This window comes from Anaeromicropila herbilytica (assembly GCF_016591975.1).
Taxonomy (GTDB): Bacteria; Bacillota; Clostridia; order Lachnospirales; family Lachnospiraceae; genus Anaeromicropila; species Anaeromicropila herbilytica.
Genome location: NZ_AP024169.1, coordinates 2,336,645 through 2,361,191, shown reverse-complemented (window position 1 = coordinate 2,361,191; position 24,547 = coordinate 2,336,645). Strand labels below are relative to the sequence as shown.

The window sequence follows — 24,547 nt, the reverse complement described above, 5'->3', positions numbered from 1 at the left end:
TTCAATTTTTACTTGTTACTATAATATGCGGTATATAATAGTTAGGTTACATGATCAAGTCTATCTTATTACATTGAATTTTGATTGATAAAATAAAATAAATTCATTCTCCCATTCCTCTAACTCTTTACTAAACTGTAATCTCTCTGAGATTTCATCGTATAGAAACTTAAGTTCTGCTTCCTGTAAAAGCCAGAATACTTCAAGATATTCTCCAGTAAAAAAAGCTTCTGAAAGTAATTCCTTTAAATCGCTTAAGCTATGGATATGCTCATTAACTAGAGATAATTTATCAGATATATAACGGCATTCTCTAACTTCATCAATAAGTTTTCGTAATTCTTCATCATTCATTTGTATACCATCTTGATACGTAGAGATATTCTTTTCATACTGTTTTATTCTTGATGGAAAGACTTGCTCTAGATGTTTATATTTTAAAGCATTTAATATCTCAACCGAAAAATCATGAAGATCTGATCTAAAGTATTGATAATATATATCCGAATCTATCTCAAGTGTTTTTAGGACTCTTTCCAACTCATTATTTAATAATGATTCTAGCTCTACTTGACTTTTATCTGACAATATACTAGTCAAATATTTTAGGTCATCTTCCGAAAAAACTAACTTATAAATATCTTTATTAATCATTGACAACCCCAAAGCACACCTAAGAACAACCTTACACAAATTATAGATTAATTCTTGATAATCTTCATCAAAGCTATATAACATATCTTTTACTTTACTTTGCTCAAAATGACTCATTAATTCTTGTTCTATTTGAATGCGACTTAAATATTCATAGATTAGATCAATGCCACATAGTCCGGTAACTTCTTGATACAAAGGATAATCCAATGTCAATATGTGATTCTCAGCATCATATTGTATGTCATATCTCTCAAAGAAACATGGAAACCCTTTTCTTATTGTTTCAAGATAGCATCGATTATTCACATAATAGAAATTGTCCATGATATGGTCATATAACCTTTTTGTATAAATAATTTTTTCTTTTTTAGTCTTCAAAGCATTATGATAGACTTCGTTAATATTCAAATCATTTGTTACCAACTCATTCAAAGTTTCATCAGTATGATTGAATGCTTTATCATCTAGACAATAGAGAATCGATCTGAGTAATCTTTTTGCCGTATCGTTACGTACAGAAGTACTTTCGTTACTTGTATATTTTCTGATATTCTCTTCTAATAATGGAAGGATTTCTTCTAGTGCGTAATTAGTCATCTTCGTACTCTCCCCTATTTATATGAATTCTAAGGTTACCTTCTCTTAAGTTTCTACAGTAATCTTCAAGGCAAGTATCTGCAAGATAGTCTAAGGATCCTTGGCATTCTTCCTCAAAATGTTCTTTCATATATTCTAGCAATTCATCATCTGTTAGTTCATCCAAAGATTCATTTTTATATAGATAAAAGATATCTTGAAGGCCCTCTAACATCTCAAGATAGTTATCTTGATAGATATAGGCAGAATCGCAAAATTGAAAGATTAGTTTGGGTAAGATACTTCCTCCTAATTCAATTCTTTCTTGTTCTATTAAAGCATCCTTTCTTGAATGATATAATTCTATCACATCTTTTTCACTCAGTATGACCCCATACTTTTTCGTATACTCATTACATTCAATCACTTTTTGTATTTCATTCTTCTGCTGTATCTGAATCAGTGACCATATTTTATTATCATCCATAATCATTCCTTCTTTCTCTTTCTTACGATAAGCTTGATATATACTATATACAGCGAATTCCATTCATTTACAAGTCTTGAAAAATAACTGATTTTGTGGTAATATAAATACATAAATTAAAAGAAAAAAGATAAGTGATGGAAAGATTCTCTATCACTTATCTTTTTTCTTTTACACTACTTCTAACAGTACTTTTTCTTAAGATACTGCCTCGACAACCTTTTTCATCTTTGTCGTTTGTCTTTGTGCCATAACTAATTTATAATATACTCCTTTTTTCTGCATTAACTCATTATGTGTTCCGAATTCTGCAAGTTTTCCTTGATCTAATACAATTAACCGATCTGCATTACTTAACGTAGAAAGTCGATGGGCAATTGCAATTGTAGTTCTACCTTTTATCAAACGGTTTAGTGCTTCTTGAATCTGTTTCTCCGTTTGAGTATCCAAAGAAGCTGTAGCTTCGTCAAGAATAAGAATCCTAGGATTATGAAGAATGGCTCTTGCAATAGCAATTCTTTGTCTTTCACCACCTGATAGTGAATACCCCTTGTCACCTACTCTTGTATTATATCCATCTGGAAGCTTCACAATGAAATCATGTGCATTTGCAACCTTTGCGGCTTTTATGATTTCTTCAAATGTCGCATCTGGCTTCGCATAACTTATATTATCATAGACACTTCCATCAAAAAGGAAAGTTTCTTGTAATACAACTCCAACTTTTGAGCGAAGACTTTCTCCAGCAATATCTTTTATATCAACTCCATCAATTAGGATTCTTCCACCAGTGCAGTCATACAAGCGTAGGATTAGGTTAATCATTGTACTCTTACCAACACCTGAGTGACCAACAATTCCAATCATTTCGCCTTCCTTTATGTTGCAATTTATTCCTTTTAGAACCGGTTTATATGCTTTATATCCAAAATACACATCATCAAACGTAATATCTCCATGTATATCCATTGAAATAGCATCTGATTTATCCTTCACGTCGGATTCTTCGTCTAGAATCTCAAACACTCTGGCCGAGCTTACTGCAGTATCTGCTAGTAATCTTGGAATCTGTAACATCCATGTTAGTGGCCCATAGATCATTGCCACATATGTCGTATATTGAACTAATTCTCCTAATGATAATTGTTCATTCAGAACCATTTTACCACCAGCATATAACATTAGGAAGTTACCAATGGTTAATAAAAACTGTGCAATTGGCATAAAGACACTCCATATTACTTCTGCAGATATTGCACTTTTCATCCATTTTTCTGAGGCATCTTGATATTTTCTAATTTCCATTTCTTCCGTACCATATGATTTTACCACTCGAATTCCGTTTAGAATATCATGGAGGACAGAACTATATCGAGTTCGATATCTCCACACTCTCCCGTACCTAATATGTAACGTATTAAATAGTTTACTAACGAATAAAGCAACAAATGGAATAGGAAGTATTACTAATAATGCCAATTTAAAATTCATAGAAATTAATATAATTCCTAGTATAACAACTGATATCAATTTTACAATTGCATCTTTTCCATTTGCAGTTATGAAATCTTGAAGTTTCATTGCATCATGATTCACACGATTAATCAATTCTCCTGCAGTCCTTTTCGATATCGAAGTCATGGACAACTGTTGTGCTTTGCTAAACACATCCTGTCTTAGATCTCTTCCCACAGATAATGCAACCTTAAAGCTTGATTTCATATTAATGTATTCGAGACCCCATACGAAAAATACAGACAAAATCATTGTTGCAGCTATCATAATAAATCCTGAGTCCACGTTTTTCATTGGAGTAATATACTCGTCAATTAGAATACGCTGTAGGTAAGGTAGAAATACCCATACCGCTTCTGTAACAATAGTACATATCACTGCCGCAATGAAATACCATTTATATGGACCAGTACGCTTTATCAATCGAATGAGATAATCTGATTTTTTACCACAGAATGGGCACGAAGGTGCACCATCGAGTGGTAGACCGCATTTTGGGCAAGTAGGCTCATCTTCGTCATTCTCTTGTAACAACTCTCCTGTTCTTTTATAGTAATCAAGAAGCTTACTAATCTCCGCATAGCGTAAAAAGAACTTTTGAGAAAAGGCACATAAAAACTTTGTCTGTTCCCCTTTCTTTCCAAGTAACATACTCGAACCAATGAGTTGTTCACAAATTATTTCATCAAAATCATCAATGTGATAAGTGTGAATCTTCTCGTTGTTACGGTATATTTCAATCTGTGTCGAAGTAAATACACAATGTCCATTTACTTTTCTACATTTTTGATCAATATCATATGGCAATGAATAGATAACATCATCTTTTTCCCTTCCATCTGGATATGCCAATAATAGATTCATTGTAATCCCCCCTTTATTTCTGATAATACAAGTGCTTTAAAAAGACTTATGCATCATAATCTTATCTATTTTCCTTATACAAACATTTCAATACACTGTAGGCTCTTTCTATCAAGTTCATAGATATCAGGAGCATAATATTTATTACCATCCGCATCTACCACATAGAGCATTTTATCATTTAGCATTTTAAAATTAGAATACCAATCCCTAATTGCTAAAGTCTTTTCTCCTGATGTTGTATTTACTGTAACAAAAATATAGCCTCGGTTATTGTCTTTAATCGAATGTACCTTAGTAATCTTTGGCATATAATATTTGAATTCTAAATAGTCTTCTATCATTTTTCTTTGCTCTTTTATAAGATCTTTTGTATCTTTTATAACGCCAATTTCATGAAAATTCTTTTCTTCATCTTCATAGGATACACTGATATATGTATTTTTTGAATAGAAGGGAATCAGCCTTGTTAGGATTACTTTCTCATATTTCTTCTTTTCAAATTCTAAGGATAGAAAGCCACTATCATTCTTAATAAAATTCAAGCTACTACCATGTAGCATATTTAATCTCTCAACTTCATATGTTTCTTCCATTTTTTATACCCATTGCATATTGCAGGCTGGCCTACAATACTGCCACAAATAAAAAAGAGTGAAAGTATCCATATGTGGCATCCTTTCTTAATTTAATTTCTTTCACTCTTAATCTCCTTCTGCTAAACATCTCAAACTAAGGATGTCTGCATCATTATCTTAGGATGCTTCATCAAATCCTATAAACTTTAATGCATCTGCTTGCAATTGATACAATTCATAATACTTACCTTTCTTATGAATCAATTCATCATGAGTTCCCATTTCTTTCAGTTCACCATTTTCTATCACACAGAGCATATCAGCGTCACGAAGAGTGGATAGACGATGAGCAATGGATATTATGGTTCTTCCCTTCTTTAACTCATCAATGGCGGTTTGTATCTTTCTCTCAGTTCTAGTATCCATGGAAGCGGTTGCTTCATCTAAGATTAGGATATTTGGTTTCTGAATAATTGCTCTCGCTATTGATAATCTTTGCCTTTCTCCACCAGATAAAGTTACTCCACCAGAACCGATTTTCGTATTGTATCCTTCTGGTAACTTTACAATAAATTCATGCGCATGTGCTGCTTTTGCTGCTTCGATTACTTCTTCCATCGTAGCATCTTCTCTTGCATACTTAATATTCTCTTCGATCGTTCCCATAAATAAATATGTTTCTTGTGACACGATACCTATATTTTTTCTAAGATCTTTGATTGCAATATCTTTTAACTTAACGCCATCGATTAGGATCTCTCCACCAGTTACATCATAAAGTCTTGCCATTAGGTTGATGATGGTAGATTTTCCTGCACCAGTCTTACCAACAATTCCAAACATATGCCCCGCTTTTATTTGAAAGGATACATCTTTAAGAATAGGCCTTCCTGCTTCGTATTCAAAAGAAACATTTTTTAACTCGATATCGCCTTTCATTTTCTCAATATGTACAGGGTTCTCTTTTTCTTTGATGGAAGGGGTTGAGTCAAGAATCTCGAACATTCTAGAAGCAGCGTCCATACATTTAGCCCATCGATCACCAATCCAAGTAAAGAAACTAATTGGTTCATATGTCATATCAGTATAAGAAAGCAAGGCAGTTAAAGCACCTAGAGCTAACTGACCCTTTAATATTAAGATTGCTCCAAGAATACCAAGTACATTACTGATTAGACGACAAAACATCCAGATTGCAGGTACTGAGTTCGCAATTCTTTGATTTATCATCGTATCTATTGTAAACATCTCATTGTTTTTTGCACCATAACGTTTGATCTCTTGATCTTCTTTCGCAAATGCCTTTACGACTCTTTGTCCATTCATCGCGTCGGATAGAACAGCTGTACTTGCACGTGTTGCGACATTTAACTTTCGATAGAGCTTTCTCTGATTCCCGTAGAACTTACTTTGAACCACTTGTATCACTACAATGATGAGCAATATACCAGATGATAGTACTGGGCTTAGCATAAACATAACAACAGCAATACCAACAATCTTAGCGAAATTCATGAGTCCATAAGGCACGATATCCACGAAGAACCAATAAATATTTTCTGAGTCGTTATCAACACGAGTCATAAGAGATCCCGTTTGTTTGCTCGTAAAGAATGGCAGCGATAAGGTCTGCATTGCAGAAAATATCTTACATCTTAGTTTATGTGTTACGGTAGGGATGACATAAGCTAGGATTAAACTAGAACAAATGTTTAACACCCTACCTATTAAGCTAACACCCGCCATTAAAAGCACTACAAATAAAATCTGACCAAAATATTTACCATTCTTGGCTAAAACATCATCATATAATAACTTTGTTCCGAAATATGGTGACATGACAGTAAATACACCACTTAGGGCAATGCAGAAAAGAATTCCAAACATTGCAAGACGGAATTCCCCAAACATCCCCATAAGACGGCGAAAGACCGAATGACGATCCATACAATATGGGCAAATTGGACGGTTTGGATCTGGAAAAGGCTCACCACAGGTTGGGCAATGCGTCTTTACCTCATCTAATAAGGTATCATTAATTTCTTCGTCTTTATGAGTTAGGTTGACTCTCTCGGCAAATTTCTCGAATTTATCAGAATAGCCAATAGATAACCTAGCAATTGCATATTCTTTATCACCTTCCGCTACCATCAACCTTGCTGTATTTTGGTGTCGATCCAGATAGATATTCTCAATTTTACTCATTGGAATTTCAGCATAATCCTTAACCTCATACGTCATGGAATCCATCGGTTTATAAGATTTACGAGCTCCCAATAAATGAAGCTTACTATTTCTATTCATCATTCTCCCATAAGTCTCATAACCACTTATGATATGTAGGGTTTCTTTTGTGAACGTTATATAACAATCATAATAACAACCTTCACCATTCATATCCGCTTTTACGCAATATAATAAATCTTCAATTATTATACCGCGCTTCACCAGTTCATTTTCAACTGAACTAGGTATCTTATCAAAATATTTCATTCTCTTCCCTCTCTTTCTAGCTCTTTTATTGCTATATCATTGCAATACCAATTCTATAATTCAAAGCTTATATAATTGTGTATTAGTTTCTTCATTTTTATTTATTATCTTACATTTCTTTAGAAAAAGAAAAAGCCTCTGACCAAAATCAGAGGCTTTTTGAACACGTAAGTAGGATAAAATAAATACGACTACTTTATATAATAAAGGTGGACAAAATAACTACTGATTTTTGATATATTGTATAGATTTCTCATGTTATCCACCTCCTTCTTTAACTAATATTTACAACAGCGACTAACATAGTTTAACACCTTTGTAAATATTAGTCAACCTAATATTGTAAATTAATTATTAAATTATTACTTAACATTAATTACTTAAATTACTTTATAATAATAATAACTAAATTAATTGAATACTTATAAATTCAGACTTAGATTATCCAAATTATCAATATCTAGCTCATGCTTTCTTTAAAAAGTAAATCACATCTACACAAAAGTATCCCTCATTATGGCGTAACTCGGTTAATATCTCTTGGAAATAATGTGGCATACCTTACATTCTCAAGTTCAAGAAGTCTTGCTGTAAACCTTTCAAGCCCTAGCCCCAATCCGCCATGAGGTGGCATACCATGCTTATGCATCATCAAGTAGCTTTCAAATAATTCAGCATTCATTGATCGTGATTTTAGCTTCATCATCTGTTCTTTATAATTATGAATTCGCTGCCCTCCTGTTGTAATCTCAAGACCTCGAAATAGCAAGTCAAAACTTAATGTGGTATTCTTATTATTCTTATCATCCATTGCATAAAATGGTCTCTTTTCGCTTGGATAATGAGTAACAAATACGAAATCACTTCCTGTTATCTTCTTGATACATTCTGACAGTAATTTTTCTTCTTCTGGTTCGAAGTCATAGTAATCTTGAATATCTCTACGATATTCCTTAGCTATTAACTGTTTTGCCTCCATAAATTTGATTGTAGGTATCTCGGTAATGGAAGGTATATTCACTTTCAATAATTCAAGTTCGTAACGATACTCTTCTTTTAAGAGCTCTAGCGTCGAATAAATCATTCTTGTCTCCATCTTCATTATGTCAACATAACTTTCTATAAAGCCCATTTCAAAGTCAACGCTGGTATATTCATTTAGATGTCTACTCGTATCATGTTTTTCCGCACGAAATACTGGAGCAATCTCATATACTCTTTCAAAAACTCCAACCATCATTTGCTTATAAAACTGTGGACTCTGCGCTAAATAAGCTTCCTTCTTAAAGTACTCAATAGGGAAAATATTCGCTCCACCTTCTGCTCCCGTTGCTACGATTTTTGGTGTATGAATCTCCGTAAATTGGTTTTCCTCTAGAAAACTACGAAAACCTTTGCATATTCCAGCTTGAATCTTAAATATTGCTCGCTCCTTTTCATTTCTCAATGTGATAGGACGAGAGTTAAGAAGTGTATCTAAAGACATCTCCATTGATTTATTATTAATCACAACTGGTGACTCTTCATTAGGAGTTGACAATATTTCAATTTGTTTCATCTGTATCTCATATCCAACTTTTGAACGTGTATCAGACACGATAGTTCCAATAACATTAATACAAGATTCCTCCATTAATTCTGATAATGTGAATTCTGAGAATTCTTCACTGTAAATGCATTGTACTAACCTACGACTTGTGCGTAATATGATAAAAGCAAATCCCTTCATTTTTCTAATCTTGTATACAAAACCATGAATCTTTACTGTTTCTCCAATGTGTTTTCTAAGCTCTTCTATTTTCAATATTTCTTCATGTTCTATTCCATTTATATATTCCATAATTGACCCTCCTAATATTTAATCTATTCTATTAGTTATTTCGAGAATCCATTCGGGCATAATCTGTATGTCCCATCGTATCACAACCTTTCATATCAACAAAACTTTTAGGATTACTCTATTTAATGACTTTCTGAAAAACAAAAAAACCACAATGGTTGTTGCATCAAATACGTTAAGTACTTGATACTACCAATGTGGTTATCTTTCATCATCTTAAGAAATTAGTTTAAGTATAATAAGATATAACAAAAAAATGTAATCTATCATTCTTTCACTTTTCCTAGAAATGATTCTATTATTATGTAGATCTACACTAATAAAATTCATACATAACATTGCCACATAGGTACAACACAATTAGCGCTTACACCTATGTAACCATAGTTGTAAACGCTAAATATCGTCGTCCCTATTTAGAATGTTATGTTGAATTGTACGCATATTATCTACCTTCTTTTTATATTTATAATTTGTTTTAATTTATTGGTATTCTATAGCAACTATATGATTCTGTCAATACCTATTTACAGTCATTTTTACTTTTTTCTTTTATACTTACTTTTCTTTTTTCTAAAAAGGCTATGTTACAACATATGGTTGATTTTTACAATAAATAGTGCATAATAATATTAGGAAATAGTACATCAAAAAGGAGTTGATTGGATGTATTCATGTAGTCCGTAATGGACACCGTAAGGACGGCACACAGCGATATGTATGTAATTAATGGAGGAGAAATGAATAAAAAAAATTTAATTAGAAATGGTGTTTCAGCAGTTACTTTTGGAGCTTGTTATGCTTTGATTTCATATCTATTTGATAAAACTGTCGATGTTGCTGAAATCGTTGTATCTATTGTCGCATATTTTGTAATTATGAGTCTTCTATATCTCATTGCACCTAAGCTAAGAAAATAATTGGCCATAACAAGTAGAATAACAACTTCCAGTTTGTAGGAGAGTTTTAAGGCTCTCCTACAAAAAAATCCCATTTATAAACTATTTGTTGTAACATAGCCTCTTAAAAAAAGGTTAGAATGTCCAACTTCCATGTTCCATTTATATACATAATAGCGCTAAGAAACTTGGCATGTGAATTTGGCATCCTAACCCAAATTGAATATATCATTTTATTCCTTACATTGATATTCAAAATAATCAAAATCAGCATATTTTTCATGTAGTAGTGCATCAACACAGCCTATTCCTACAAATGTCCCTGTAAACTCACCATTTTTACAGAACTCATCAGAGAATTCGGAAGTGTCATATGTACCTCCAATGTGATGGAACTCTTCCCCGTCCATAGACCAGAAGAATTCTGTCTCTCTATCTTCAATTCTTATCTGAAAATATATACTTTCATCCGATACAGAAACTGCTTCTTCTAATAGTTCAATACGTTCTCCATTTTTAACACGAAGCAAGTCTATTACGGAGCCATCGTCTTTTTCACTATAAGTCTTTCGTAGCATGATGTAATCCATATTATCATAATAGATTAAGATTCCTGCATATTGTTGATATACTTCCGGTTTAAAATCCATTTTAGTTGTAACTATAGCATGAAGTGTTGTTAACTTATGAGCAACAAGACTGACACGGTTTAAAGAAGACATAGATTCTTGTCCACGAATGCGAAGGTATCCTTTTCTATCAGTCAAAGAGGTGAATTCTCGATAATCAATTCTAGGGGAATAGAAATGAATCGGCATATCAACTGAATCAAACTCTTCTCTTTCAGACTCATTTTCCCATATATGCTCAGACAATTCACTTGGAACTACTTCTGTTCTAGCTATATTTCCTCCATCAAAAAGGCGTAACCATCCGTCCTCTGTCCAATACATCTTTTGAATACAAGTCTCTCTACCAAGCGTACATCGTAGATCTGGAAGTAATGGTCTTCCGCAGTGATGTACCATATATACTTCATCAAGACTTGTCATAACAATGCTTCCATGTCCTGATTTTTGAAGATAGCTCTCTGGATTATATCGATTCAGTTTTACAGCATCATCATTATCCATCTCATTAAAGTCTGGTGTTGAAGTTAAAATCGGATTACATGGATCTGATTCATACGGTCCAAGGATATTCATGGAACGCCCTACCGTAACACTATGTCCATATCCAGTTCCACCCTCTGCACACATTAGGTAATAGTAACCATTTCGTTTATACATATGAGGACCTTCAATACAACCTCTTTTTGTTCCACCTCTCCAGATTCGTTTTGGATTCCCCATGATATGTTTTTTCTCTTTATCGTATTCAACAATGCAGATTTCACCTGGTTTATGATAACCATCTCTAGTCTCCCACTCTAGGGATGTGATCCACTTTCTTCCATCCTCATCATGAAGCATAGAAGGATCAAATCCAGCTGAATGAATGTATATAGGCTCACTCCAAGGTCCATAGATACTTGGCGCAGTAATTAAATAATTATCTACATCAAAAAACCTTGCATTCATGCTATTCATGATACTGTACATCAGATAAAACAATCCATCTTCTTTACACCATGTAAGGCAAGGTGCCCAAACTCCTTTTGCTGATGGAAGTCTTCTTAAATCAGCAAGAGCATTATTCTCTAGACAATGAGTAATCAGTTTCCAATTCTTCATATCTTTTGAATGATAAATAGGCACTCCTGGAAACCATTCAAATGATGATACTGCCATATAATAGTTATCATTCTGTCTACAGATACAAGGATCTGGATGAAATCCTGGTAAAATCGGGTTTTTAATATGCTCCATATATTCTCACTCCTTTGCATTCAACAAAGTAATTTTCTCATACTTGGTAGTTAATAAGCTAATAGAATACTTTATTAATTAAGATATTTAGGTTATCTAATTTAACCTAATTCAAACTTTTATACCTTTTAATCCGCTTCCTTCAAGATTCTAACATCCCAATCCTTAAGAAATATTCTTTCACCCACTTTATAGGTATCACCCGATAACAGATCTATTACTTTATCATATGGACATATGACTTCTCTCTCATCAGAGGAATAATTCATATAAAAATACAACTGCTTTCCATCCTTACCAATTCCTTTTCGTATAATAATTGGCCATCTCTCCTTCTGAATATTATGTCCTAAATTATATTCCTTAAATGCCAATTTATATACTTCTTGTAACACTTCTTCGGATGTATAACAGCCAATATAAATAGCTTTTCCTTTGCCATAACTATTTTTCGTAATAGCAGCGTAATTTCCCCAATATTTATGATTATAACTAGCCATTACTTCTGCGTTATTTGGCTTTAATAATTCCATCCAATACTTAATATTTGTGTCCTTATCTGGTGCGATTCCTGATATTGTTACATTTTTAGGCTCCACAAATTGATTATACGTAACACCAAAACATTCATTCAGAATATGTGGTTGATCATCATGGTATACGGTTACATGTTCATCTGATACTCCTGTTTTAAAGGATGCAATTAATGCCCCACCGTTCTTCACAAACTGTAACAATCGATTTAACACTGTTTCACTAACCGAATATAGCGCAGGTACAATGATTGTTTCATACTGTTCAAAATCATCAGACTCAGTAAATATCACATCACATTCTATATTTAACTTATATAAACTATCGTACATCCATCGAACAACGTCATTATAAGTTAAATCCTTATCGATTGGAAACCATTTCAGACTCGTTAATGCTTCATTACTTACCAACACTGCTACCTTATTGATTTTCTTGATATGCATTAACTCATTCTTTAACTCTTTTAGCTCTCTTCCAATTACTTTCGATTCCTCATAGGTTGGATTCGATTTTAAATCATGGCTTAATAGTCCTTTCCAATATGTCTCATAACTATTATGGATGGAATGCCAATTCCAATACATGACGCCGATTGCACCACTAGCGATATGACTAAAGGCTTGCAAACGAAGTTGTCCAGGGTAAGGAACCCAATTCTTAAAAGCTTGGGCTTCTGTCTCTAATACCAGATAATTATCCTGCTTTAAGGAACGAATGAGATCTCCACCAAAAGCAATCTCTGCACCAGTCAGTTCATCCTGAGTCATATGATAGATATCTGTTCCAGCAATTGTCAGGCATTTTGCAGCTTCATAATGATTCACATCTGGCTGAACACCATAGGAATAGCCATCTTGAGCAATACTAGCCCCGAACTTCTTCCATTCAAAGTCCAAGTTATGAGTAATAAACTGATCTTCTCTCTTATATTCTCTCACTATGGAAGCTTGCCAAGCTAAATATTCAGACACAAGTTGACGTTGGAACTTTTCGAATTCACATGCATAACTTGCATTAATTGTTCCCCTAACATCAGGCAGATCATCCCAACTACCAATCGAATTGCTCCAATAAGAAAAACCAAATTCCTTATTCAATGCCTCCACAGTATCAAATTTTTCTATCAGATATTCTTTAAACAATTGCTGCACATGGGTCCCAGCTGTACCATAATGTTTGGTTTCATTATCAATCTGAAATCCTATAACACCTTTACGATTCGCAGTATGTTCTATTAGTACTCTAATTATCTTCTCAGCATAATATAGAAATGTCTTATTGGTAATGTCCATATTCTGTCTTCCGCCATATAATCCATCACCATTTTTCGTTCTAGCTAAGATATCCTTGTCTTTTTTAGCAAGCCAAGAGGGTATCGCATAGGTAGGCGTTCCAATAATCACATCAATATTTGCCTTTTCCATCGCATCTATAACCCTATCGATATGATAAAAATTATATTCTCCTTCTCTTATCTCCAAGGTACTCCATGTGGATTCTGCAATACGTACTACATTAATATTAGCTTCCTTCATCATTGCAATGTCTTGTTCTAATCTATCATAAGGCATATACTCATCATAATAAGCTGCCCCAAATAAAAAATTCTCCATATGCTCTCCTTTTATCTTGACTAGTTTTAGGATGATGTTTGGTCAAATAGCTTTAATTTAGTGTACTGAGTGTATATCGCTGTATAATTATAAATTTTGGCTACCTTTCCCTCAGACATCATATTTTTTACAAGCCTCAGAACTAGCGAAAATACTCACTCACGTTCCTATTTTCACTATGAGTCTTGACAAAATATAAACGATACCTTCGGCCGGACTACCAATGTCGTCAACTTAACACTTGTAGTAAAAAAGGTTACAAAAAATTGTACAAAAATAAAACATCATATTTGATTATTTATAAAAATAGTGTAAACTATATGAGCGAGCAGTTTTTCATTTTATAATGTATATTATAAAGTGGATTTTGTGTTCTGGGAGAACTTCATCCTGCTTCGCATTTTCTTTCGCTCATAAGAACGGTTTGTACGTACTTGTGAGCGATTTTTTATACCTATTTTTATCAAATTATTAATAACCTTTTTAGCAATACGATAGTTACAAATCAAAGTATATAGCTTATTAAAAAGATAGTTTACTAGAATATTTCTATTTGTTTTATAACATGTTGTTTTCTTTGTTTCCTGTTGAATATTAGATATTTCTTCATTGCAAACAGAAGCAAACATTGATAATAGGTTTGAAGCAAACATCGCAGCATAAAATTCCTGTTCAATTGCTTCCGGTTTTATGCCCATAAAATTTTCTAGCTTTAATATCGATTTGACTTCACGATATTTCGTTTCAATCCCCCACCTTATAAAATATAGTTCTTTAAACATTTCAACAGTTATATTGGGGTCAAAAAGATTTGTAACAAGTGTCTCTTGTAAGCCTGATGGCAAATCAAACTTTATAACTCTTAGCGGATAGGAACAGTCGTTATGAGAATACTGTATTGAAGTATCACCATAATTACATTGATATACCGCTTTTAACGCACCATGGGACTTTGTTTTATGTCTCATTACAAAGAAACATTGCTTTTCTTGAAGTTGCGCATAGAGTTTTCTAGATGGATAACCTCTATCAAAAATAATAATTGGTGCTTTCTCTCCGTGAACTTGATTTAAATTAAATTCATCGATTAATGTTTGGGCTTGAACTAATTCAGAAGTACGATAATGAACGAGTTTTGTATTAAGTAAGTTATCATTCAAAACATCATACAAAGCCGAAGCAGAAGCCAGAGCGACAGGGTCATATTGATTTTTTTTAGAACCATAATAAGTTTGATTTTCTTTTGTGTTAGGAATCTGCAATGAAGTACCATCAATCGCTAATACAGGGTGACCATTCCAAGTATTAAGGTTTGATCTTGTTTTATTAACATCAGTAGTCATTAGAAAAATTTCACGAAAAGCATCAGGTTTAATTTTAAAGCGAGCTTTTGAAAAAGCCTGTTTTGAAATTGAGTCAATTGCAAGGTTTGAAGAATCTATGTAATCGGAAAGAGCCACAGATAAAGATTTTTGTGGCTGACTTAAAAGGAATAAAATAATATCCTTAAAAGTTAATTTTCGATTACGATTAAAGCTTTTTTGATTAATCCTATGTTTTTCAATAAACTCTTCGCTAGTAATAAGGTTATTAACTGATTTTAATAAAGATGATATTTTTTTAATCATAATATGAAGTCCTCCAAAATTTAATAGTAAAAATGTATCTATTAAAATTTTGGAGCAAACATTTGTTTGTCAATTTGCATTATAAACAAAATTATGTTTATTTTTTATACAGTATTAAATTGTAAATTCTTAAGTTGACGACATTGGCCGGACTACGCCAAAATTAATAATTACACATCAATATACACATTTTACGTTAAGAAAGACTTTTGACACTCTAATCTTTTTAAGCAATTACCATAACTATCAACCATCAAACAACTACAAATTAATCTCGCATGTTGATATTGACTGAGGTTCCATTGTAATATCCGCATATTCACCATTTAAGCGAATTACCGACTGCATTGAATGTAAAGTACGATTTAAAATTACAACAACAATTGATTGATTGGTATTCTTAAATGCTGTAACTTCCAATTGATCTGTATATTTGGTATATGCGATTCGAACTGCACCTGGCAATATATAGTGACTAAAATGATATAGATAAGCTAATGTATTTTGCTCGATTAATTTCATTTTTTTAGTATCATATAGAAATGGAGCATCACAATAATTATGTACGTGATTTGGTCCTCCCTTTTCATCAAGTAGTATATTCCAATCATAGAAAGCATTCATACCATGATTTAAATTGCCAATGATATCATGGGCATATTTTTCTGCATTTGCTAGATAATCTTCCTTATTGAATTTGTAATATTCAATGCAGGCTTCAGATAAGATTAATTTTTTATCTGGATATTTCTCTTTAATTAAACTTAATCCTTCAAAATGATCACCACTATACCAATGAAACGCGATTCCAGCTACCATGTGATTCGTTTCTTCATCAATAATCTCATTTGCTCTTTCATATACTCTTTCTTTATTATGATCCCATATGAATATCTCAATATTAGATAATCCATGTCTTACTAATGCTGGATACATATAATCTCTTAAGAATTCTTTTTCCTCCTTCGGAGAATATACACAAGAATCCCATGTTTGTGTTGCATTTGGCTCATTTTGAAGGCTCATTCTTGTAATCTTATATCCTATATTTGCAAGTTCTTTTATATATTTGCATATATAGTCAGCCCAGAACTCTTTATATTCTTCTTTTAGTTTTCCACCATGATTTCTTTGTTCATTTGTTTTCATAAAAGCGGGTGGAGACCACGGACTTATCATAACCTCAAGTGGTTTTCCTAACACTTTTTGTGCATCCTCTAATAATGGAAATATATATTTTTCACTTCTAGATAGAGAAAAGGATTCCATGTTACGATCCATACAATCTGACATTGCTTCATAATGCTCTAAAGAGAAATCGCAACTATCGATATGAATGCGTGCGATACTGTAATTCATCTGTTCTTTGGTAAAATAAGTATCTAGCATTTTTTTCTTTTCATCTTCCCCCATTAACGAATATACATATCCAGAAGAATCGGTTAGTGCACCACCAAAGCCCTCAAATTGTTGATACTTCATATCTGGATAAAGATTTATTACATTATTTTCTATTCCATCATCTTTCTTGAATTCTATGGTATTACTTTCCACATGCTTTTTATTATCTAAGAAGATAGTGCTAATATACTCTAATCTCATCTTTCGATACCCTTCTTTCCTACATTGTTTTCCGATATTGTGATGGACTTAGTCCAAGAATTTTCTTAAATACTCTTGTAAAATATTTTTCATCATGAAATCCAACTTTATAAGCCACTTCATATGTCTTCAATTGATTGTCATGTAGAAAATTACAAGCTCTATCAATTCTTATTTTATTCAGATAATCTATAAAACCACAATCTAACGTCTGAGTAAAAAGAGTCGATAAATACGCTGATGTAACACCTACCTTGTCAGCAACCACCTTTAAAGTAAGATCACTCATGTAATTTTCATTAATATAATCGACTGCCATAGTAACAAAACGATTTGCTTGCTTTTCCTTATTAACATTACCTACGTTCGCTGTTCCTTCTTCTTTTTTATCTTCCCTATCTTTCTCTTGTATCAGATTCTCTAATTTTGATAAAATATCGGTTGGACGGCTTGGTTTCAGCAAATAATCCAATGCTCCATAGCGTATCGCCTTTTGAGCATATTCAAACTGGTCATATCCACTTAGTATTATCGTCTTTGGACAGACTCCCGCTGCTTTTGCTTCTTTCATTACGGTCAAACCATCCTTATGAGGTATCTGAACATCAATTAACATAAGTTCTGGCTTATACTCATATATCTTTTCTAATGCCTCGGAACCATTACTGGCTGTATAGATTTTATCTATACATTTACTATTCAATCGAATATATGTTTCAATTCCATTACGAATATTATCTTCATCCTCAACTATAAGTAATTTTACAATGGATTTTGGCACGTTGTGTCCCCCTCACACTTATTCATAACTTGCTGGTAACATAATCTTAACGGTTGTACCTACACCTACACTGCTATCAATCTGTAGATTAAAATTCTCGCCATATTTAATACTTAGTCGTTCATTCACATTCTTAATAGCATACCCACCAATTCTTTGACTCTTATATACGTTTTCTTCTTTCTCTTCAAAAACATCTCTTAATTGCTCTTTCGTCATACCTATTCCATTGTCTTTCACCACAAATACGATTGATTCCTGTTCCATCTTACCTGTTATTTCAATCATACTGTGTTCCCCTGTGCATTCTAGTCCATGGACAATAGCATTCTCAACAAATGGTTGTAAAATCAACTTAGGTATTTTGTAATCTAAGATTGCATTTTCAAAATCTATTACATAATTTAATTTCTTATCAAAACGCATCTTTTGTATCTGGAGGTAGTGATAGATTAATTCTTTTTCTCTTGCAATAGGGACCATACTCTCCCCCTTATTTAATACTAGTCGAAAAAGCATTGATAGAGAAAGGATATCTTCTGCTAACTTATCACTATTTGCATTTAGCGCCTGCCAATACAATGAATCCAATGTATTATATAGAAAGTGTGGATTAATCTGTGCTTGCAATGCATCTAATTCGCTTTGTCTTTCCCGAAGGACCATAACATAATTTTTATCGATTAACTCTTTAATTTCTATAACCATTTGATTAAAACAATTGGTTACTTCACCAATCTCATCGTAATCTATTACTTCAACCTGTTGCTCAAAATCACCTTGTTTAAACTTTACCATAGATTTATAGAGTCTGCTTAATGGTTTTGATATAATAGTAGAAGCAAGCATCGATAACGGCCAAAGACCGATTAGCAAGGATCCCCCAAATACTATCGGTATCACTTTGGCATTTTGAATTTTCGAAAGCCAATTAATCTTTGGAATCATATACCAAGTAATATTACTGTCCTTTTCTGATTGACTACAGAAAATATAATAATTGTTATATTCAAAATGATTTTTTTTCGTATCACTATTTGCTACATATTTTTTAATATTATTCTTTAGATATTCTAATACTCCCTCATTTACTTTACCTGCCCGGGTAAGTTCGGTTCCATCTTGGCTGGTTATGATGATTCCTTCATTCTTTTTTTGTAATACTTCTTCACAAATTTGCTTATATTTATTTGCATCAATTCCTATTGCTAGATAACCAATCCTCCTCTTTTTTGCCCAGTCAAAAATCACTCTAGATATAATTATCTTATCTGAATTATTTTGTAAGAATAATCCCTTTTCCCCTTTTTTAACTCTTGTCCATACTTGATCACCTTTTGCCGTTAAAGCACTTTTATATATCTCCAAGGTATGAATCGCATTAATATCATTATTGTATACGCTATTATCTCTACTTATATAAAAAGGTCTAACACCATTTTCAGGATACAAAATTAGTGTTTTGATATGACTCTTGATTGAAATCATATCTCTAACAAAATCAGTAGGTGCACTTTGTTCCCATATCAGTGGTTTATTTAAAAAACCTTTTTTCGAGCTTATGATATAACGTATATCACTATTAATCGTTAAATATGTTGTTAGATCCATTAAATCTGCTTGGAGATAATCAATATTCTCTTCAACTGTATGCGTCAGATTATCATATACATTCGTCATATCATCTACTATTTCTTTGTAATTCTTAAGATACATATAACTACTTGTTATAAAAAGAATTGGAATTATAACTAGATACATCGATAAGATAATTTTATATTTAATTTTTAGCCTAGAGAATCGTCCTTGGATCTTAATCATGTAAATTAACCTTTCACTGCTCCCGCTGCAACACCTTTTGTTATATGTTTATTAAGTAATACATAAATGAGTACTGCTGGTAAGGCAGTCAAAGCCATAACTGCAAATTGAACTGCGTAATTGGAGGAGTATTCACCAGTGAATTCAAGTACGGAAAACGGTAATGTCTTCCATGTATTACTACTTAAGTATGTGCTAGCCATCATAAATTCATTCCAGTTGTTCAAAAAAGTCATTATAGACACTGTTGCTATAGAGGATTTCATAAGTGGTGTTATAATAACTGCTAACATACGATATATATTACAACCATCAATTAGAGCTGCTTCTTCAAGTTCTCTTGGAATTGAATCCATAAAGCTGCAAGTAAGGAATACCCCTTGAGGAAGTGAAAAAGCTACATATGGTATTAAGAGTGCCCATATTGTATCCGTTAATCCTAATTTATTATATATTTGATAATTAGGTAGGATTGTTGCATGGATTGGAATCATCATACCTAATAGTAAGATATTTCGTACCACAGGACTTAATTTCCAGCTCATCCTAGTTATTGCAAATGCTGCCATAATTGATATGATAAGTACTATTATAACCGCTAATGTATTAATCAACAAACTATTCTTAAGATAAAGCAAAAAGTTACCATCAACAAATGCTTTTACGTAATTGCCCCATTGGATCTTTTTAGGAATAATTAATAATCCATTCGTAAATAATTCGTTACTACTAGCTAAGGAAAAATCGAAAAGCCATACTAATGGGAATATTTGAATGATGGCAACAAAACTTAAACAAGTTATTTTAAATACATTACCTAGTGTTTGATTTTTTCTTTTCTTACCTACAAACTCCATATAATCCCACCCCCTATTTTACTTCCTTTTCTTGAAACATTTTATTTAATGCAACAGTTATTACTAAACATATCACGATAAATACAACGCTAATTGCATTACCATATCCATATTTAAATGAACTAAATGCTTGCTTGTATAGATAGTTTGCTAAAAATTGCGTTTCGTTACCTGGACCACCATTTGTTAATAAATAAACTGTCTCCATTTGTTTTAAGGCTGCAATAATAGCAAGCGTTACATTAACTTGTATTACTGGTTTCATAAGTGGTAACGTAATTTTCATGAATACTGTCCTTGTATTTGCACCATCAATCGCTGCTGCCTCATAAAGAACTGGATCAATGTTTTTTATTCCTGTATAATAGATTAACATTCCCCAGCCAAATCCATGCCAGATTAGAACAACAAGTACTGACCAAATCGCCATCCCTGAACCTAACCAATTTACTTCTTTGTTATATCCAAATATTTTTAAGATGTTATTTAATAGACCAAAATTAGGATTATAGATAAATTTCCAAAGGTATGCAATAATCGCTACCGATATTACGTTAGGAATAAAGTATACACATCGAAAAAATCCTTCTGCTTTTCCTTGTAACTTATCTAAGATTGCTGCTGTTATGATTGCTAGTGGATGTTGTATTAATATAAATCCGAAGGCTAACAATATAGAATTTCTAAGTGCGGTCCAAAAAGCTGCATCGCTCATTAAGTTTTTATAATTTTCTAGCCCAACATATGTAGCGTTACCTAGCCCCGAGAAATCCGTTAATCCATAGTAGAAGCTCAAACATATTGGTGCTAAAATAGCAAATATAAAAGTTAAAAGTCCAGGAGCCACTAAACTCAAGATAACCCACTTATTACTATATAATTTTTGCATAACACTTCTCCCTTCCTGCCTTTTTTAAATATGGTTGCCTTTCAGATATAAGTATCAAGGCAACCATATAATATAGATATTACTAGTAACTATTCAGTCACTACTATTATTTTGTAGCTTCTTCTAAATTTTTGATAAATTCATCTGGTTTAATTGAACCAATCGCTAGCATTTGTGATAAATCTTCACTTAGTGATTTAAATTCAGAAGTTCCAAGATCATTAAATGTTACACCTGTAATACTTGTAGAACCTGTCACTATATCTGTAAATGCTTTTTGTGGTGCTGTTTCTTTTCCTGTTAAATATGCTGAGTAATCTTGTGCTGACATACATACACCATTTTCCCAAGCTAGTTTTGACCAGTTATCTTGTTTAAACATATAGTTTAATAACTTTATTGCTTCATCCTTCACTTTTGAATTAGCTGTAACTGCATAGCCACCACCATTCCAAGCTGCGATATCAGTAACTTTACCTTTTCCACCATCTACTACAGGCATCATGAATACACCGATGTTGTCACGAACTTCTGGAATTACGTCTGGATTGGTTGCCATAGACATTTCCCAACTTCCCATGTAGTACATAGCCGCTTGACCATTTGCAAATAAATTCAGAGATGTTCCATAGTCACTAGTCTCAAAACCACTTTGGAATAAACCAGCTTTTACTGCTTCTTGTAACAATTCAGCAGCCTTTTTATAGGATGGATTGGAGAAATCTCCGCTTTCAATCGATTTTCTATATTCTGTTTTGTAATCACCTTCTAATTTAGCAACTAAATCATTCATAAAAATAGATAATGGCCATTTATCAGAACCATCCATACTACATGGAATCAATCCTTTTGCTTTAATTTTTCCTGCAAGTGTAATTAAATCTGCATAAGTCTTTGGAACTTCCCATCCATTCTTTTTGAATATTGCTTTGTTATAATAAAATGCCATAACATCTGTATTTCTAGGAAGTCCATATAACTTTCCATCTTTACTAAAACCTTCTAATGATCCATCAATAAACCCATAATCTTTGTAGTCATCCTTATTTAATTCTGCAAGTATTCCAGCATCTATTACTTCATTTAAGAAAGATGGCTGTCCCCAAGCATTCACTAGATCTGGCAGACTATTTCCTGATGCATATGCTTTGAATTTTGTTTTATATGCTTCATCATCTAATGCTTCTACTTCAATCTTTACATTAGGATTTTCTTTCATGTAATTATCGAATAGTGTTTGTTCAATAAGGCCCTGACCTGTTTTTCTGTCTGTCTGATTAGAGAATACCTTAATTGTAGTTGTACTTGGATTTTTCTGATTGTTATTATCAGAATTCTCTGCCTTTTTACTTGAGCATGCCGTTAATGATGCCACCACAGTTAACGCTACTAGTACTGATAAAATTTTCTTTTTCATAAAAATACCTCCTCAATATCGTTTGGTCCACCCCATGGACTGTTACGTGGTTTGTTTTTTAGTTACTTTTTTGTTATATTCAAATTATAGCACTCAGTATTTGTGCATTATAGATAACATTATTCGAAAATAGTGTATTATTTTTATATTTATATTATTTTTGCATATATTGTATATATTATTTTGTCTTTTTTTATGCAATATATATATTGTAACTTGAATTGCTGTAACATACAAAATAATTTGATATAAAATAATTTACTTATAATCTTCTTTCAAAACACAAAAACAGACCATAATCCAAAGAATTATGATCTGTTTTTGTGTTTATGAATACATACAAATATCATGAATCGCACTAACACTACTATTTATGTTGTTAATCATGTAGTATCGTATTTTATTATAATAAAAACGTAACTCGCTTATTTCTGGTTGATTTTGGCATTTATATTTTCTATACTAAACATACTAGCTAGCAAAATTATCGAAAAGGGGGATTCGTTTGAAATTAAACATTCATCAGTCATTTGAATATGAAGAGACTGAGATAACTATTCATTGTAATACCATTAATCCAGAATTACAAAAGATTATTGATCAGATTAGATTACTCTCCTTTTCTATTAAGGGGCGAATCGATCAAACCATATATCAAATTGCATTAGAAAATATCTTATATTTTGATTGTGTGGATAATAAAACTTTTATCTATTGTGAAGATAAGACATTGGAAACAGATGAGAAATTATATGAGCTGGAAGATAAACTTAAAAACACATCCTTTGTTCGTATAAGTAAATCTTGTATAGTCAATACGAGTAAAGTGGTTTGTATTAATCCAATCGCCAGTGAAAAATATGAAATTCAACTAGTCAATAATGAAAAAGTTATTATTTCTAGGCATTATATGCCTTATTTTAAGAAAAAAATCGGATTATAACAAGGAGGTTAATATATGAATCGTATACATGAAAAAATATCTACTATTTGTATAGCATTTACAGTAATTATGGCAATTTATAGTCTTATGTATTTTTTTAGTAGCGGTGATTTTAACATTGTATTACAAGATTTAGTTATAATTATTCTATTCGTTGTATTAGATGATCTAATTACTCAAGCTCACGATTTTAAATCATGGAAAAGCTATTATCTAACAGAAGTTGTTATTTTGATTCCAATCAATTTAATATTCGGTTATCTTTTTCACTGGTATAAGATAAATAATTTACAATCGATATTCCGTTCTCTATTAATAGGTATTATCATTCTCTCAAGTTCTATGTTTTTCTATTATAGTAAGAATAAGTTAGTTGCTAAAGATATTAATGAGAAAATAAACGAGAATCAAAAGGAAGAAAATAAAAAATAAAAAACAGATAATTTAATGTGTATTTTAGTCAATTGAGTATATATAGAATATCTATCTAAATCTTGAAATATAAATGAGTGCGCAATTCTATAATTGAATAACGCACTCATTTTATCTATTTCTTTAACAATTATCAATTAATATTACACTTAATGAACTATAGCATTTAACTATGAATTATTCATACTTAACAGTTAATAAGTTTATTGATTTACTTGTTAAATTCATAGTTTATGTTATCTAATTACCA

General features: G+C 32.2%; 18 protein-coding genes. 3 read left to right on the top strand and 15 right to left on the bottom strand.

Annotated elements, in window-relative coordinates; genetic code table 11:
- Positions 1-60: 60 nt before the first annotated feature.
- The 6 genes from bsdtb5_RS09905 to aspS all read right to left on the bottom strand — a co-directional run bounded on the left by bsdtb5_RS09905 (position 61) and on the right by aspS (position 9,010).
- Positions 61-1,254, bottom strand: a complete 1,194-nt coding sequence (locus tag bsdtb5_RS09905; RefSeq protein WP_271715855.1) for a DUF6179 domain-containing protein — start codon at positions 1,252-1,254, stop codon at positions 61-63.
- Positions 1,247-1,720, bottom strand: coding sequence for a DUF6323 family protein (locus bsdtb5_RS09900; protein ID WP_271715854.1), 474 nt, complete (start codon positions 1,718-1,720; stop codon positions 1,247-1,249). The genes bsdtb5_RS09905 and bsdtb5_RS09900 overlap by 8 nt, the downstream gene beginning before the upstream one ends.
- 198 nt (positions 1,721-1,918) lie before the next feature.
- Positions 1,919-4,099, bottom strand: coding sequence for an ABC transporter ATP-binding protein (locus bsdtb5_RS09895; RefSeq protein ID WP_271715853.1), 2,181 nt, complete (start codon positions 4,097-4,099; stop codon positions 1,919-1,921).
- A 74-nt stretch (positions 4,100-4,173) separates the two neighbouring features.
- Positions 4,174-4,695 (bottom strand): DUF1854 domain-containing protein, encoded by a 522-nt coding sequence (locus tag bsdtb5_RS09890; protein ID WP_271715852.1) that lies wholly within the window; start codon positions 4,693-4,695, stop codon positions 4,174-4,176.
- Positions 4,696-4,854: 159 nt separating this feature from the next.
- Positions 4,855-7,170 (bottom strand): ABC transporter ATP-binding protein, encoded by a 2,316-nt coding sequence (locus bsdtb5_RS09885; RefSeq protein WP_271715851.1) that lies wholly within the window; start codon positions 7,168-7,170, stop codon positions 4,855-4,857.
- Between the two features lie 514 nt (positions 7,171-7,684).
- The gene (gene aspS / locus bsdtb5_RS09880) at positions 7,685-9,010 is read right to left on the bottom strand and encodes an aspartate--tRNA(Asn) ligase (protein ID WP_271715850.1); all 1,326 of its coding nucleotides are present in this window, start codon (positions 9,008-9,010) and stop codon (positions 7,685-7,687) included.
- A 740-nt stretch (positions 9,011-9,750) separates the two neighbouring features.
- Between aspS and bsdtb5_RS09875 the strand changes: the two genes are divergently transcribed.
- Complete coding sequence (locus tag bsdtb5_RS09875) at positions 9,751-9,930, top strand: hypothetical protein (RefSeq protein ID WP_271715849.1); 180 nt, start codon at positions 9,751-9,753, stop codon at positions 9,928-9,930.
- 212 nt (positions 9,931-10,142) lie between these two features.
- Here the strand turns inward: bsdtb5_RS09875 and bsdtb5_RS09870 are convergent, their stop codons facing one another.
- The 9 genes from bsdtb5_RS09870 to bsdtb5_RS09830 form a co-directional block, all read right to left on the bottom strand.
- Positions 10,143-11,777, bottom strand: a complete 1,635-nt coding sequence (locus bsdtb5_RS09870; RefSeq protein WP_271715848.1) for a glycoside hydrolase family 43 protein — start codon at positions 11,775-11,777, stop codon at positions 10,143-10,145.
- A gap of 128 nt (positions 11,778-11,905) precedes the next feature.
- Positions 11,906-13,927 carry a beta-galactosidase gene (locus bsdtb5_RS09865; RefSeq protein WP_271715847.1) on the bottom strand — a complete coding sequence of 674 codons (2,022 nt, stop codon included), beginning with the start codon at positions 13,925-13,927 and terminating at the stop codon, positions 11,906-11,908.
- A 353-nt stretch (positions 13,928-14,280) separates the two neighbouring features.
- Positions 14,281-15,555 carry an IS4 family transposase gene (locus bsdtb5_RS09860; protein WP_271712180.1) on the bottom strand — a complete coding sequence of 425 codons (1,275 nt, stop codon included), beginning with the start codon at positions 15,553-15,555 and terminating at the stop codon, positions 14,281-14,283.
- A gap of 261 nt (positions 15,556-15,816) precedes the next feature.
- Entirely contained in the window at positions 15,817-17,157 is a 1,341-nt protein-coding gene (locus tag bsdtb5_RS09855) for a glycoside hydrolase family 30 protein (RefSeq protein WP_271715846.1), read from the bottom strand.
- A 19-nt stretch (positions 17,158-17,176) separates the two neighbouring features.
- Positions 17,177-17,938 carry a response regulator transcription factor gene (locus bsdtb5_RS09850; RefSeq protein WP_271715845.1) on the bottom strand — a complete coding sequence of 254 codons (762 nt, stop codon included), beginning with the start codon at positions 17,936-17,938 and terminating at the stop codon, positions 17,177-17,179.
- Positions 17,939-17,956: 18 nt separating this feature from the next.
- Positions 17,957-19,759, bottom strand: a complete 1,803-nt coding sequence (locus bsdtb5_RS09845; protein ID WP_271715844.1) for a sensor histidine kinase — start codon at positions 19,757-19,759, stop codon at positions 17,957-17,959.
- Positions 19,760-19,764: 5 nt separating this feature from the next.
- A complete protein-coding gene (locus tag bsdtb5_RS09840; protein ID WP_271715843.1) occupies positions 19,765-20,616 on the bottom strand; it encodes a carbohydrate ABC transporter permease in 852 nt (283 codons plus the stop codon).
- Between the two features lie 13 nt (positions 20,617-20,629).
- Positions 20,630-21,505: a carbohydrate ABC transporter permease gene (locus tag bsdtb5_RS09835; RefSeq protein ID WP_271715842.1), complete on the bottom strand. Its 876-nt coding sequence runs from the start codon at positions 21,503-21,505 to the stop codon at positions 20,630-20,632.
- A 106-nt stretch (positions 21,506-21,611) separates the two neighbouring features.
- Positions 21,612-22,922, bottom strand: coding sequence for an ABC transporter substrate-binding protein (locus tag bsdtb5_RS09830; RefSeq protein WP_271715841.1), 1,311 nt, complete (start codon positions 22,920-22,922; stop codon positions 21,612-21,614).
- Between the two features lie 505 nt (positions 22,923-23,427).
- Between bsdtb5_RS09830 and bsdtb5_RS09825 the strand changes: the two genes are divergently transcribed.
- The gene (locus bsdtb5_RS09825) at positions 23,428-23,865 is read left to right on the top strand and encodes a LytTR family DNA-binding domain-containing protein (protein ID WP_271715840.1); all 438 of its coding nucleotides are present in this window, start codon (positions 23,428-23,430) and stop codon (positions 23,863-23,865) included.
- A 15-nt stretch (positions 23,866-23,880) separates the two neighbouring features.
- Positions 23,881-24,297: a hypothetical protein gene (locus bsdtb5_RS09820; protein ID WP_271715839.1), complete on the top strand. Its 417-nt coding sequence runs from the start codon at positions 23,881-23,883 to the stop codon at positions 24,295-24,297.
- Positions 24,298-24,547: the final 250 nt, after the last annotated feature.

Coding starts and splice junctions, on each gene's coding strand:
- bsdtb5_RS09870 (WP_271715848.1), bottom strand. CDS start 11,777: ATGGAGCATATTAAAAACCCGATTTTACCAGGATTTCATCCAGATCCT.
- bsdtb5_RS09860 (WP_271712180.1), bottom strand. CDS start 15,555: ATGATTAAAAAAATATCATCTTTATTAAAATCAGTTAATAACCTTATT.
- bsdtb5_RS09885 (WP_271715851.1), bottom strand. CDS start 7,170: ATGAAATATTTTGATAAGATACCTAGTTCAGTTGAAAATGAACTGGTG.
- bsdtb5_RS09835 (WP_271715842.1), bottom strand. CDS start 21,505: ATGCAAAAATTATATAGTAATAAGTGGGTTATCTTGAGTTTAGTGGCT.
- bsdtb5_RS09895 (WP_271715853.1), bottom strand. CDS start 4,099: ATGAATCTATTATTGGCATATCCAGATGGAAGGGAAAAAGATGATGTT.
- bsdtb5_RS09830 (WP_271715841.1), bottom strand. CDS start 22,922: ATGAAAAAGAAAATTTTATCAGTACTAGTAGCGTTAACTGTGGTGGCA.
- bsdtb5_RS09840 (WP_271715843.1), bottom strand. CDS start 20,616: ATGGAGTTTGTAGGTAAGAAAAGAAAAAATCAAACACTAGGTAATGTA.
- bsdtb5_RS09890 (WP_271715852.1), bottom strand. CDS start 4,695: ATGGAAGAAACATATGAAGTTGAGAGATTAAATATGCTACATGGTAGT.
- bsdtb5_RS09865 (WP_271715847.1), bottom strand. CDS start 13,927: ATGGAGAATTTTTTATTTGGGGCAGCTTATTATGATGAGTATATGCCT.
- bsdtb5_RS09820 (WP_271715839.1), top strand. CDS start 23,881: ATGAATCGTATACATGAAAAAATATCTACTATTTGTATAGCATTTACA.
- bsdtb5_RS09875 (WP_271715849.1), top strand. CDS start 9,751: ATGAATAAAAAAAATTTAATTAGAAATGGTGTTTCAGCAGTTACTTTT.
- aspS (WP_271715850.1), bottom strand. CDS start 9,010: ATGGAATATATAAATGGAATAGAACATGAAGAAATATTGAAAATAGAA.
- bsdtb5_RS09845 (WP_271715844.1), bottom strand. CDS start 19,759: ATGATTAAGATCCAAGGACGATTCTCTAGGCTAAAAATTAAATATAAA.
- bsdtb5_RS09855 (WP_271715846.1), bottom strand. CDS start 17,157: ATGAGATTAGAGTATATTAGCACTATCTTCTTAGATAATAAAAAGCAT.
- bsdtb5_RS09900 (WP_271715854.1), bottom strand. CDS start 1,720: ATGGATGATAATAAAATATGGTCACTGATTCAGATACAGCAGAAGAAT.
- bsdtb5_RS09905 (WP_271715855.1), bottom strand. CDS start 1,254: ATGACTAATTACGCACTAGAAGAAATCCTTCCATTATTAGAAGAGAAT.